At 39.8% G+C, this 13648-nt stretch carries 11 protein-coding genes; 10 read left to right on the forward strand and 1 reads right to left on the reverse strand.

Annotated features, from left to right (window positions below):
* Nucleotides 1-883: 883 nt before the first annotated feature.
* Nucleotides 884-3280, forward strand: a complete 2397-nt coding sequence (locus VBD025_RS06370; RefSeq protein WP_430790403.1) for a cell wall-binding repeat-containing protein — start codon at nucleotides 884-886, stop codon at nucleotides 3278-3280.
* A 463-nt stretch (nucleotides 3281-3743) separates the two neighbouring features.
* On the opposite strand, the gene VBD025_RS06375 is transcribed toward VBD025_RS06370, so the two are convergent.
* Nucleotides 3744-4778 (reverse strand): LysM peptidoglycan-binding domain-containing protein, encoded by a 1035-nt coding sequence (locus VBD025_RS06375; RefSeq protein WP_430790405.1) that lies wholly within the window; start codon nucleotides 4776-4778, stop codon nucleotides 3744-3746.
* A 298-nt stretch (nucleotides 4779-5076) separates the two neighbouring features.
* Between VBD025_RS06375 and VBD025_RS06380 the strand changes: the two genes are divergently transcribed.
* From VBD025_RS06380 to VBD025_RS06420, 9 genes are all read left to right on the forward strand, one after another.
* Complete coding sequence (locus VBD025_RS06380) at nucleotides 5077-5838, forward strand: YveK family protein (RefSeq protein ID WP_430790407.1); 762 nt, start codon at nucleotides 5077-5079, stop codon at nucleotides 5836-5838.
* Nucleotides 5813-6511, forward strand: coding sequence for a CpsD/CapB family tyrosine-protein kinase (locus VBD025_RS06385; RefSeq protein ID WP_430790409.1), 699 nt, complete (start codon nucleotides 5813-5815; stop codon nucleotides 6509-6511). Before VBD025_RS06380 ends, VBD025_RS06385 begins: the two co-directional genes overlap by 26 nt.
* 274 nt (nucleotides 6512-6785) lie before the next feature.
* A complete protein-coding gene (locus tag VBD025_RS06390; RefSeq protein WP_430790411.1) occupies nucleotides 6786-7550 on the forward strand; it encodes a tyrosine-protein phosphatase in 765 nt (254 codons plus the stop codon).
* Nucleotides 7551-7699: 149 nt separating this feature from the next.
* Complete coding sequence (locus tag VBD025_RS06395; protein ID WP_430791292.1) at nucleotides 7700-8464, forward strand: tyrosine-protein phosphatase; 765 nt, start codon at nucleotides 7700-7702, stop codon at nucleotides 8462-8464.
* 116 nt (nucleotides 8465-8580) lie between these two features.
* Complete coding sequence (locus tag VBD025_RS06400; RefSeq protein WP_430790413.1) at nucleotides 8581-9252, forward strand: response regulator; 672 nt, start codon at nucleotides 8581-8583, stop codon at nucleotides 9250-9252.
* 159 nt (nucleotides 9253-9411) lie between these two features.
* The gene (locus tag VBD025_RS06405; protein ID WP_430790415.1) at nucleotides 9412-10029 is read left to right on the forward strand and encodes a response regulator transcription factor; all 618 of its coding nucleotides are present in this window, start codon (nucleotides 9412-9414) and stop codon (nucleotides 10027-10029) included.
* Between the two features lie 180 nt (nucleotides 10030-10209).
* Entirely contained in the window at nucleotides 10210-12036 is a 1827-nt protein-coding gene (locus VBD025_RS06410) for a polysaccharide biosynthesis protein (RefSeq protein ID WP_430790417.1), read from the forward strand.
* Between the two features lie 34 nt (nucleotides 12037-12070).
* Complete coding sequence (gene galU, locus VBD025_RS06415; protein ID WP_430790419.1) at nucleotides 12071-12952, forward strand: UTP--glucose-1-phosphate uridylyltransferase GalU; 882 nt, start codon at nucleotides 12071-12073, stop codon at nucleotides 12950-12952.
* Between the two features lie 43 nt (nucleotides 12953-12995).
* Nucleotides 12996-13631: a sugar transferase gene (locus VBD025_RS06420; protein ID WP_430790421.1), complete on the forward strand. Its 636-nt coding sequence runs from the start codon at nucleotides 12996-12998 to the stop codon at nucleotides 13629-13631.
* Nucleotides 13632-13648 lie beyond the last annotated feature (17 nt).

The following is a 13648-nucleotide window of genomic DNA, read 5'->3' on the forward strand; positions in this document are numbered from 1 at the left end:
GTAGCAGTACATTTCAGCAGAACCGCGGCCCGAGTAGCAGCGCCTGTGTCCCGAGCTAGCAGAACTGCGGCCTGAGTAGCAGTACATGTGTCCCGAACTAGCAGAACCGCGGCCTGGGTAGCAGTACATGTGTCCCGAGCTAGCAGAACTGCGGCCTGAGTAGCAGTACATGTGTCCCGAGCTAGTAGAACTGCGGCCCGAGTAGCAGCCCCTGAGTCCCGTGCCAGTAGAATTGCGGCGAGTAGCAGTACATGTGTCCCGTGCCAGTAGAATTGCGGCCTGAGTAGCAGTACATGTGTCCCGAACCAGCAGAACCGCGGCCCGAGTAGCAGCGCCTGTGTCCCGAGCTAGCAGAACTGCGGCCCGAGTAGCAGTACATGTGTCCAGATCCAGCAGAACCGCGGCCCGAGTAGCAGCGCATGTGTCCCGAGCCAGCAGTATCGTGGCCTGAGTAGTAGCACATGTGTCCCGAGCTAGTAGAACCGCGGCCTGAGTAGCAACGCCTGTGTCCCGAGCTAGTAGAACTGCGGCCTGGGTAGCAGCGCCTGTGTCCCGAGCTAGTAGAACTGCGGCCCGAGTAGCAGCGCCTGTGTCCCGAGCCAGCAGAACTGCGGCCTGAGTAGCAGCGCCTGTGTCCCGAACTAGCAGAACCGCGGCCTGGGTAGCACCACGCGCGGCACGAGCGAGTAACTTGGGAGGACCAGCTGCGGTATCAGCGAATACAGGGTTAGATCATCTGCGTTAATATGTTCAATATGAAAAAGAATTCCATTATCATAATGGGGTTCTTTTTTTCTTCACAAAATATTAGCACATTTTGGCGGAATCAGTAGAAATTTAAGTTATACTAGATGGAGATTAATATTAAATAGGGGGCATAATAGTGAAACGAAGCAAAGATAGTTTAATCAAATTAATACCGCTTTTGTTAGGAGCATTTCTATTATTAATGGCAAGTCCTGTTTTAACTACTGCAGAGGAAACTTCCGATTTAGATTTTACGAACGGTGAAAATACATCTGCGCTGACAGATTCGAAAACAGTTTCTGTCGATAATGGAAAATTAAATTCCAGTGTTTCGATATTTGAAAATGGAAAAGAAGTTTTTTCTAAGGATCTTACTGCAATAAACGTGGACGGAATTGAAAAAGTTATGGTTGATGATCAGCAGTATGCGATTATTAAATATCGCTACAAGGGTTCATCCAACGCATTATATTTTGAAGTGCTCAAACTTAAAGAAACGGGTGCAGAGAGCATATACATATCTGATATTTACGAGAGATCACGTATCGATCTAAGCGAAAATCAAATCACTCTGGAGTACCCAGAATATAACGATGGAGATGTTAAAGTCGATCCATCTAACATTGTGAAACAAACTTTCTCTATTACAGGAGATAAAGTTATAAAAGAAGATAAATCGATTAAGTCAGATGAATTAATGAGAAGTGAGAAGAAGACAAATCGCACTCTTTCGGTAAATCAGCCAAATCCTTCCTACACGCAGATCAGTAAAGTGCTGACTGAAAAAGCGTTTGACGCGAACATTCCGCCTGAAATTGTAAAGGCAATAGCGTTCCAGGAAAGTGGCTGGAGGCAATATTGGGAAATAGTTCCTGAACGTGTCAAAGATTGTGAAATATACGACGGATCCAATGTTGTGATAGGCTCCGATTGTATTGGAATTGGTATCATGCAAGTTTCAGATTATAGAAGTTTACCAGAAGGACCTGAGAAAGAAGCATATATTAATAGATTGAAAACAGATATTGAATTTAATATCGAAGAAGGGTTGAAGATACTCAAAGATAAGTGGAACTTTGGTGGGAATATTATCCCTACTGTTAATGATAATGATTCACTTGTAATTGAAAATTGGTATTTTGCAATTTTGGCTTATAATGGCTTATTACCAAGGAATAACCCGTTAGAAAAGGCGTATACAGCTTACCAAGAGGATGTATTTCAACGAATAGAAGATTATAGCCTGCTTGATATTACACCATTCCCAACGTATAAGTTAAATCCTTATCAGACGGATAGCGGTCTTATGTTATTCGACAATCAAAATGTGCAAATGAATGGACCAATCCATCCGAGCAGCCAATCACTTGCAGAAGGTGATACAAGTTATGTAACAACTAATGGACTAACGCTGCGTGATGGTCCGAGTGGAAACAGGATAGGTTCACTGAATAAAGGTACAAAAGTCAGTGTTACGGGTTCATTTGTAGCAGATAATGCAAGAACCAATCATTATGTGTGGTACCCTGTCACGGCAAGTTCCGGTAAGAGCGGGTGGGTAGCTTCAAGTTATCTAAGTCCTGCTAGTGAATACTTAGATGTGTATGAATTGGAAGGAATTAACCGTTATGAAACAAGTATGAGTATAGCAAACTATGGATGGCATTGGGATCAACCAAGCTCCGTTATCATCGGACGAGGCGATGTTCCAATTGATGCGTTAACTGGTAGTATTCTGGCGTCAGCTCTCGACTCGCCTTTGCTATTAACAGAGAAAGATAAGCTAACGGAATCAGTTGAAAAAGAACTTGATCGATTAAATCCGGAAAACGTATATATACTTGGTGGATCTGAAGCAGCTATCTCATCGGAGGTTGAAGATACGTTGAATGCGAAGTTCGGTAGTAACAATGTGGTAAGAATCGCAGGAGATAATCGATATGAAACAGCATATCAAGTAGCGGCAGAAGTGCGTAAGTATGAACAACAAGATAAACTTTTTATTACAACCGGAGATGAATCATCTTCAGACGCACTAGCGATTGCGCCGTACGCAGGGGAACAAGGAATACCAGTATTGCTTTCCAGAACGGATAACTTGGATCTCAACATCCAAAATTATATAAACCAGTATGGGATTAATGAAGTTACCATTATTGGTGGTAAAAATGCTATATCATCAGAGGTGGAGTCAGAACTAAACAATTTACTTGGCGCAGGAAATGTTTCACGCGTTTCAGGTAATACACGGTATAGCACAAGTACAGCGATTGTGGAGGAATACTATGATACTAGTCTAATAGACGAGCTATTTATTTCACAAGGTCTGAAAATAGCGGATGCGCTATCGGCTTCCCCACTTGCTTCAAAACTAAGAGCACCAATCATTCTAACCAGAACAGAAAGAATCCCAAGTGAAACACATGACTGGTTAGAGAGCAATATTGCAATCAAACCGGACCCGTACTTCCTCGGTGGTCCAGCAGCAATTGCAGAAACAACTCGAACACAATTTATAGAAACCATTAAATAAAAAAAGCACGTCGCTTAGTTAATTAACTAAGCGACGTGCTTTTTAAATTGCTGGGTACTGCATAAATGCAACTGAGGCTTTCGGCTAGAATAAATAAACTTTATGTGCCCGACTGGGGCGCCAAAGCCGTAAACTCGGGCAGCAATTCAGCCAGCACGGGCCACAACTCAGCTAGATCGGGCCAAGGAAACTGCTACTCGGGCCGCAACTGTCGTCCGTCCCGAGTCTCACCACACGCGGCCCGCGACACCGCACATCACGCCCGAGCGAAACTTCACGCGGCCCGAGTTACACCACACGCGGCCCGAGTAGCACCACGCGCGGCCCGCGACACCGCACATCCCGCCCGAGCCGCAACACCGCACTACCAATCATCACCACGCAATTACGATGCCCCCACAAATCAAAAGAGAGGGTTTTCTGCGTCAGCAGAAAACCCTCTCTTCCAGACAATATTAACATTCTAGTATAAACGCTTATAACTATCGAAGTGCTTGCCCCAATAGTAGATATCATTAACATCATCAATCTCAACGCCGTCAGATCCTGCGTGGATGAACTTGCCATTTCCAAGGTAGATTCCCATGTGTGAAATACCTGCTTTATATGTATTCTCAAAGAATACTAGATCGCCAACCTGTGGCTTGTTCACATAGTAGGAACGGTTAAAGTAACCTGCACTTGATGTGCGAGTAATGTCCATTCCAGCTTGCTTGTACGCATAGTAGATGAATCCACTGCAATCAAATCCTGCTGGTGTAGTTCCGCCCCATGAATATGGTACGCCTTGCATACTCTTAGCCACGTTCACTAGCTTGTCTACATTGTAGTCGACATCCGCGCTTGGAGTCTCAACTGTTCCATCAGAAGATTTCTCCCCAATAGCAAGACGCTGGCCAACCAGAATCAGGCTGGAAGATAGGTTATTCCATTTCTTTAATGCGGCAACTGTTACATTTTCACTATGTGCAATTCCACTCAACGTGTCGCCTGAGCGAACGGTATAATAGGAAGTTGCTGTAGTTTCCTCTTCAACAGCTGGAGGAGTATCAGGCTTTGGAGCTGGTTTGCTCTCGACCGTACCACTCTTAGAAACGACAAATTTATCACCTGGATAAATTAAATAGTTATCTAAGTTGTTCCAGTCCATCAAATTAGATAAAGAAACGTCGTATTTTGCTGCGATTCCACTTAACGTGTCCCCGCGTTTTACTGTATATGTAGTGGATGTAGTAGAAGTAGTTGGTTTAGAAGCAACTTGTTCGTTACTTGAACTAGCATTATCTGTTTCTATTATTTGATTCGGATAGATCACGTCACTGGAAAGACTATTAATAGACTTTAATTGTGAAACACTGGTGTTATACTCGTGTGCAATACCCCATAATGAGTCACCGCTTTGTACTTTATACGATGCCGCCTCCGCCTGAGTTACTCCAAAAGCCGAAGCTAAAAATGCACCTGCTGTTACTGACATAACAATTTTCTTATTAGCCAATTAATATTCCCCTCTCACAAAAAAGTAATCTTACAATTTTTTATTATTATAGCACGAATACAGTATAATTGTGGTAATTATTACAAAATATAGTATAATAGTTGTTTTATTGTAATATAACTGTAATCTCCTCCATTTTCCTCACTAATCGACAAATTATCTGCCTATTTTTAAAAAAACTTAAACCGATTCAAATAAATGTGTTATAATTTCGATTGTATTGTCGATATAGTAAAAGTGATTTAATTTAAACTACAAGTCATCATTTAATAGTTATTTTAATTGGAGGTCTTTAAGAATGGAAGAAACGATATCCCTCAAGGAAATAGTTGAGGTTATGAAAAAGCGGCTGCTGATGATTATTTCATTAATAGTAGGAGCAGCACTAATCGCGGCGGTTGTGAGCTATTTTGTCCTTACACCTACATATCAGGCTACTTCACAATTTATTGTTAACAAGGAGCAACAGGATCCGGCGATTCAATATAGTGTGAATGACATTCAAACCAACGTTCAGCTGATCAATACCTACAATATAATACTCAAGAGTCCTGCAATTCTATCAGATGTTGTAGAAGAACTAGATTTGCCTTATTCAGCTGATCAATTGAAATCGAAAATTCAAGTGGCAAGTGAAGAATCCTCACAGGTCGTGACCGTAACTGCTACAGACACCGATCCTGCGCAAGCGGTTAAAATAGCAAATACGACGGTAGACATCTTCCAGGAAGAAATTCCTGATATTATGAGTGTAGATAATGTAAGTGTCCTGGCAGAGGCGGAGCTTTCAAATAATCCGGCTCAGGTTAGTCCGAAACCGTTACTCAACATTGCGATAGCGGTTGTGCTTGGTGCAATGGTCGGAGTCGGTCTTGCATTCTTACTCGAATATCTGGATAACACCATTCGTACAGAAGACGATATCGAGAAAGCTTTAGGTCTTCCGGTACTTGGAGTAATTACACATATTGACGACGAAGATGTACGCGATAATCGTATGAAAAAATCCAACAGAGTGAAACGGGGTGAATTCAGTGGCTCGCAGAAAAAAACAGTCTAACAACAGTAAAATCAGGCACCTAATAGCAGACTTAAATCCGCGTTCACCGATTTCAGAACAGTATCGTACGATTCGAACAAACCTTCAATTTTCATCAGTCGATTCGGACCTGAAAACGATTCTAGTTACATCATCCGGACCGAGTGAAGGGAAATCGATGACAACTGCTAATCTAGCAGTTGTGTATGCGCAAACCGGCAAAAAAGTACTGCTGATTGATACAGACTTACGCAAGCCAACAATCCACTATACATTTCGAATGGATAATCTAAAAGGTTTAAGTAATATATTAGTAGGTGATCAGGCGCTTGAAGATGTGATTACCGCAAGTGATATAGACAATCTTGATTTGATATCATGTGGACCAATACCACCGAACCCGTCAGAACTGCTGGCATCCAGGAAAATGGAAAAAATGATTGAGCAGGCGAGTAAATTATACGATATAATCTTATTTGATACACCACCGGTACTGGCAGTGACTGATGCACAGATAATGGCAAATGTTTGCGACGGTTCACTTTTAGTTGTTCGAAGCAAGAAAACAGAAGTGGAAGCTGCTAAGAAGGCGGTTGAAATCCTTAAACCGTCAAAAGCAAAACTTCTCGGGACTATCTTAAACGATCGTGAGAAAAAAGCTTCCGGCTATTATTATTATTACGGAACAGAATAAAAAAGCTTTCTGCTAATACTTAGCAGAAAGCTTTTTTCTATTTCGACATTCCCATTCGACAAAGTTATCTAAAATGTTTATACTTTTGCGTAAAGTAATTACTTTTATTTGTCTAAAATGACTTTTACATGACTTAATCCCTAAACTTTTACTGGTATACTAAATCAATAGATTAAATTACCTAGTGAATACCTCTATTTATGTGCGGAAGTTATAATTAAGAGAAAATTCGCATATATAAATAGAGAAAACTTAGTAATTGGGGGAGAGCTAAATGATAGATATTAATTGCCAGATCCTGCCTGGAATGAGTCAAGGGTCAAAGTCGTTGGCAGAGAGTTTACGTATGGCAACATTAGCAGAGCAGCAAGGAATCACACATATAATTGCGACACCACACCATGTGTATGGTGACGAAGAAACAGCAGCAGATCATATCGTCGGTGCAGTAGAGTATTTAAACGGAAAACTTTTTCAAGAAGGAATATCTCTAAAGGTTTTACCTGGACAAGAAACACGGGTTTATGGTGAAATTATTGATGGTATTACGTTTGGTGAAGTTCTGCCGTTGAATAAAACGAGTAAGTATGTTCTCATTGATCTACCAGCTACTGATGTGCCGAATTATCTCACACAACTGCAGTTTGATATGCAAATCGCAGGATACACGCCGATAATCACGCATCCAGAACATAATCAGGAACTGATGGATAATCCTGATAAACTCTACCGGCTCGTCAAGAATGGTGCATTGACTCAGATTGCAGCTGCGAGTTTAACAGGTAAGTCAGGGAAAAAAGTTCAGAAGTTTGTCAGGCAGCTGGTTGATTCGAATCTGACGCACTTTATTGCTTCTGAATCGAAGAGTAGTCAAAAGAAATCCTTTCTTCTTCAAGATGCTTACGATATTATTAAAAAGGACTTCGGCGCTGCCATCTATTATCAGTTCATGGAAAATAGTCAGTACGTGATCGAGAACCTAACCATACCAAAAGATCAACCATATCGAATAAAGGTAAAAAGAGGACTTTTTAAATAAATAAACTTAAGGATCTAGTGATCTGATTAGGTCCTTTTTTCACGAACAAAATAGGGAGATTTTTTACTTTTAGTAGGATTACTGATATAATTCATAGATTAATAGTTTTACAATTGCGAAATTTTAAAAAGACATAGGAAGTGATTGACATCATTGATATACATTGTCACATCTTACCTGGAATAGATGATGGTGCCCAAACCGAAACAGACAGTATCGCAATGGCGAAAGCTGCTGTGGAACAGGGGATACACACAATTGTGGCTACTCCGCATCATATGAATGGTAAGTATGAAAATAAGAAAACTGATATTGAGACACACGTAAAAGTGTTGAATGAATTATTGCAGGAAAATCAGATACCCTTAACTGTACTTCCTGGACAGGAAGTGCGTATGAATGGAGATATGATGGAAGAGCTGGAGACGAAGGTTATTCTGCCGATGAATAATACGAAATTCGTATTTGTGGAATTTCCGTCAAGCTCTGTACCGCGGTATGCAAGACAGATGTTGTTTGATATCCAGGTTTCGGGGTACAAGCCAATTATCGTTCACCCTGAGCGAAACAGTGAACTAGTGGAGAACCCTTCCAAACTATACGATTTTGTTCGGAAAGGTTCGCTATCACAAATAACTGCAGCAAGTTTATGCGGTAAGTTTGGAAAGAATCTGCAAAAGTTCTCGCACGAGCTGATCGAAGCGAATCTGACGCACTTTATTGCGACCGATGCACACAATACAACGAACCGTGGATTTGTATTGCAGGAAGCGTATAAGGAATTAACGGATAAGCATGGTATGGAAGCGCGCTATATGTTTATGGAAAATGCGCAGCTGCTAATTGATGGGAAAACGGTGAATCGGGCGGAGCCATCGATGATTAAGAAGAAAAAGTTTCTAGGGATTTTCTAAATCAAATATTCAGTAATGTAAAAGGTATACGTAAAATTGTATACCTTTTACATTAGGATTGAGACGTCGTGGTTCGTGATTGGGTATTTAGAACTATTATTGAAAGGGGTCAAGCTATGATTAATGTTCTGTTAGTGGAAGATCAGCGCTTATTTAGTGAAGGAATCAAAGCCCTAATCAATCAAGAGGATGACTTGCATGTAATAGGAATGGCCGAAAATATAAAAGAAGCAGAAGAAATAATTGACTCGAAACAACCGGATATTGTATTGATGAGTATTCATATACCGGAAATTGATGGTGTTAAAGCAACGTTTCAACTAAAAGAAAGCTATCCTAAGATAAAAGTGATACTGCTTACTGCAACAATGGAAGAAGAACTAATTGTTACAGGATTGAATGCAGGTGCAGACGGGTTCCTATATAAGAATTTAAACGCCACCAAGTTAGTAAATGCATTAAGGGATGTGTACCATGGTGAAATGGTTATCTCCGGAGAAGCGGCAAGAATCCTGGCGAGCCGAATTCAGGAATTTAAATACAACAAAAAACAAATTCTGGGACGAAAGCTGGATAATCTTTCTCTGTATTTATCCGAGCGAGAACTAGATATCTCTTATCTTATGATGGAAGGTAAATCAAATAAAATAATCGCACAACGCCTTTACTTGGGTGAAGGGACAGTTAAAAACTATGTAAGTGAGATTTACAGTAAAATAAAGATCAGAAGTCGAACGAATGCAATTGAATTCTTTAAAAAACTTGCAGAAAAAACGACTGATGACTGACAAAAAATGTAATTCCATTCAAATTGTGACATTTTCAGTAAAAAGTCACTAAAAAAATGACTTCCAGTTTAGTAAACTTATTCATGCACACTGTGAAACATATGTCGTTTAATTATGTGTGTGTAGATGACGTGAATAAACAGGCGGGAGTTTAGAAGCATGATAAAATTAGTTTGCGAAAGTAATTCAGATTATTTAGAAGCGATATCCATGCTGATTAATACGCAGAAGGACATGCGCGTGAATGATGTGACATCTACAGCGGATATCCTGCTTATCGATCTAGACGAATACTCACTTAATGAAGCAGCAAATCGAATCAGAAAAGCGCAGAAAGAATTAAACGATCCAAAAGTTGTAGCATTCACTTCACAACGTGTTGACCGTACATACATCGGAATAATTGGAGCAGGGGCAGACAGCATACTGTCGAAAGAGAATAAGCGAAACGTTATTCCGTCGCTCCGAAATACCGCTAAAGGCGAGTCGATTATTCCAACACACCTAGCACTTAAAGTTGCTGACGGAGTTGCTCAGCTGCGGACAGATGCTTCACAAGAATTCGCTGTGAAACTGAAAGAGAACGGCATTCATTTGACGCGACGTGAAGCAGATATCGCATATTTAATGAGAAGCGGGTTAAAAAACATAGAGATAGCTGAAAGGCTGAATCTTAAGCCAGGCACAGTGAAAGTGTACGTCAGTTTCATCTATCGCAAGGTTGGAAACAAGAACAGATCGCAAGTAATTGAACGATTTAATACTGTTTCAACGTAAATTAATTGACGAATCTTGTAAAAAATACGTAAATAGTCTTACATTTTCCAACAAAGTATGCAAAAATGAACTATAATAGAAACTAATGGAATAAAATACTAGTAAATGATTATTTGATGGATGGAAAATTGTCATTTACTAGTGTTTTATACGGATAAAATCATGAAAGGAGCAGGCATAGTGACGTACCGCAATAGACTGACATTATTAATCATCATGGATTCAATCATCGTAAGCACGGCTATTTTTGTTGCCTCCTGGATTGTATACCCGTATATACCAATCTCTAATTTACCTGCACTCATAATCAGTTCAATCGCGCTACTAATATTCCATCACTTATTTGCAGTCGTATACAATCTATATAACAAAGTCTGGTCATACGCCAGTGTTGGCGAGTTAATGGCAATTGTCAAAGCTGTTACGCTATCTATCATAGCAGCTGGAATTGTACAATATATTGCCAACGACTTCGCTATTTATAAACGATCGTTAGTAGTCACCTGGATGCTGCATATTATTTTAATAGGCGGCTCTCGTTTCGTGTGGCGAGTCTACCGTGATCAATACATAAACAATGCTGAAAATAAAAAGCGTACATTGATTATCGGAGCAGGTTCAGCTGGTGCCATGATCGCCAGACAATTGAAGAATCAAAACAACTCGGAGTTATTGCCTGTAGGCTTTATTGACGACGACCATAATAAACAAAAAATGCAATTATACAATTTACCAGTGTTAGGTCAGGCGAAAGATATTGAAATGGTTGTAAAAAACCATAGTATAGAACACATCGTTATTGCAATCCCCTCACTGCAAAACGGCGCTTTAAATAAACTGATACAGGAATGCAATAAGACAAAAGCAAAAACGCAGATGATTCCTAAAATAGAGGATTTGATGACCGGAAAAGTTTCCGTCAGCCAGCTAAAAAACGTCGAAGTAGAAGATTTACTTGGACGTGAACCGGTTGAGCTTGATATTGATAAGATATCCGAGTATGTTACTGGGAATACAGTGCTTGTTACGGGTGCTGGAGGTTCAATTGGATCGGAATTATGCCGGCAATTGATGCGTTTTACACCATCTAAAATTGTATTGTTAGGACACGGTGAATTTAGTATTTATACGATTGATATGGAGCTGCGTGAGAAATACGGAATGACAGAAGTGGAAATAGTACCTGTGATAGCTGATGTACAAGATCGGATGCGTATATTTGAGGTAGTGGAGAAACATAAACCTACTATTATATATCATGCAGCTGCGCATAAACATGTACCTTTAATGGAATATAATCCACACGAAGCGGTTAAGAACAATGTGATTGGAACGAGAAATGTTGCTGAAGCAGCGGATGCATTTGGAGTAAGAACATTTGTCATGGTCTCCACGGACAAAGCTGTAAACCCAACGAACGTCATGGGAGCTACTAAACGTGTGGCTGAAATGGTTGTACAGGACATGGCAAAACGAAGTAGTACTAAATTTGTTGCGGTTCGATTCGGTAATGTACTTGGTAGCCGTGGTAGTGTTATTCCGTTATTTAAGAAGCAAATCGAAAATGGTGGCCCAATAACCATTACCGATCCAGCCATGACTAGATACTTCATGACTATTCCGGAAGCGTCCAGACTCGTAATTCAAGCTGGAACTCTAGCAAAAGGTGGAGAAATATTTGTCCTGGATATGGGTGAGCCGGTAAAAATAGTTGACTTAGCGAAGAATCTTATTAATCTATCTGGTTATACAGAGGAAGAAATTCCGATTAAATTTTCTGGAATTCGACCAGGAGAGAAGTTGTATGAAGAATTACTAGGCAAGGATGAGGTTCTACCTGGAGAAGTATATGATAAGATATACGTTGGGAGAACTGTTGAGGTTGACCGGGATATACTGCAGTATATAATTGACCGATTTGATACATTTACAACTTCAGATCTAAAAGAAGAATTAATGAAGATTGTATATATGGAGAAAACGATTATGGCAGTGAAGGGCAGCTAAATAACCCTTCAACAATTGCAAGGAGGAAACTACTTTGAAAACAGTTAAGAAAGCAATTATCCCAGCTGCGGGATTAGGTACTAGATTCTTACCAGCAACAAAAGCAATGCCTAAAGAGATGTTGCCAATTGTAGATAAACCTACCATTCAATACATCGTAGAAGAAGCGATTGAATCAGGAATTGAAGATATTATCATTGTGACAGGTAAAGGAAAACGGGCTATTGAGGATCATTTTGATCACAATTTTGAATTGGAAGATAATTTAATTAAGAAGGAAAAATATGATCTCTTAGAGAAAATAAACCATCCTTCTAACGTAGATATACACTACATCAGACAGAAAGAACCTAAAGGATTAGGTCATGCTGTTTGGTGTGCAAGAAAATTTATCGGAAACGAGCCATTCGCAGTATTACTTGGTGATGACATTGTGAAAGCAGAAACACCTTGTTTAAAGCAGTTAATTAACCAGTATGAAGAAACACAAAGCTCAGTTGTAGGCGTACAGCAGGTTTTAGATAGTGAAACACATCGTTACGGTATAGTTGATCCGAATACAATTGAAGGTAGACGATACAAAGTGAATAACTTTGTAGAAAAACCAAAACAAGGTACCGCCCCGTCAAACCTAGCAATAATGGGACGCTACATATTCACACCCGAAATATTTACGTTCTTGGATAAGCAGGAAATTGGAGCAGGTGGAGAAATACAACTTACTGATGCAATTCAAAAATTGAATGAATTGCAAAGCGTATATGCTTATGATTTTGAAGGCAAGCGGTATGATGTTGGTGAAAAGTTGGGGTTTGTAAAGACTACGATTGATATGGCTTTGGATAATGATGAAATTAAAGATGAGTTGTATAAGTATTTGATAGAGAAAGTAAAAGTTGGTATTACGAAAGAGTAACACTGATTTGCTAATAAATTTATTTTGGGGAGTGTAATTGATTATGTACTTGAAAGTAAAAAGACTAATAGATATTGTTCTTTCATTAATGGGTTTATTAGTTTTATCTCCAATATATTTAATACTTATTATAGCTATTAAACTGGATTCAAGAGGACCGGTGTTGTTCAGACAAAAACGTATTGGACTTAAAAAGACTCATTTTAATATGATGAAATTTCGTACGATGAGGATAGATACTCCAAAGGACACCCCAACACATCTCTTGGAAAATCCAGGGCAGTACATCACTAAGGTTGGAAAGTTTATGAGAAAAACTTCATTAGATGAACTGCCTCAAATCTGGAATATATTTGTTGGTCAGATGAGTGTTATTGGTCCAAGACCGGCTCTGTGGAATCAGTATGATCTTATAGAAGAAAGAGATAAATATAGTGCTAATGATGTACCACCAGGACTGACCGGATGGGCACAGATTAATGGTAGAGATGAACTGCCTATTGAGGTAAAGGCAGAATTGGATGGAGAGTACGCTGAGAGGATAAGTTTTTGGATGGATATAAAGTGCTTCTTTGGAACCATTATAAGTATCGCAAAGAGCGATGGAGTTGTTGAAGGTGGAACAGGATCGAAGGAGGAAATTGCAAGTACTAAGGAGACCTATTCTTCAAGTAAGTGATTAAACAGAGGTGAAGA

The organism is Virgibacillus flavescens, from assembly GCF_050574275.1.
GTDB lineage: Bacteria > Bacillota > Bacilli > Bacillales > Amphibacillaceae > Virgibacillus_F > Virgibacillus_F flavescens.

Excerpts from the sequence above, each read along its gene's own strand:
- VBD025_RS06380 (WP_430790407.1), top strand. The coding sequence starts at position 5,077 with ATGGAAGAAACGATATCCCTCAAGGAAATAGTTGAGGTTATGAAAAAG.
- VBD025_RS06390 (WP_430790411.1), top strand. The coding sequence starts at position 6,786 with ATGATAGATATTAATTGCCAGATCCTGCCTGGAATGAGTCAAGGGTCA.
- VBD025_RS06400 (WP_430790413.1), top strand. The coding sequence starts at position 8,581 with ATGATTAATGTTCTGTTAGTGGAAGATCAGCGCTTATTTAGTGAAGGA.
- VBD025_RS06405 (WP_430790415.1), top strand. The coding sequence starts at position 9,412 with ATGATAAAATTAGTTTGCGAAAGTAATTCAGATTATTTAGAAGCGATA.
- VBD025_RS06420 (WP_430790421.1), top strand. The coding sequence starts at position 12,996 with ATGTACTTGAAAGTAAAAAGACTAATAGATATTGTTCTTTCATTAATG.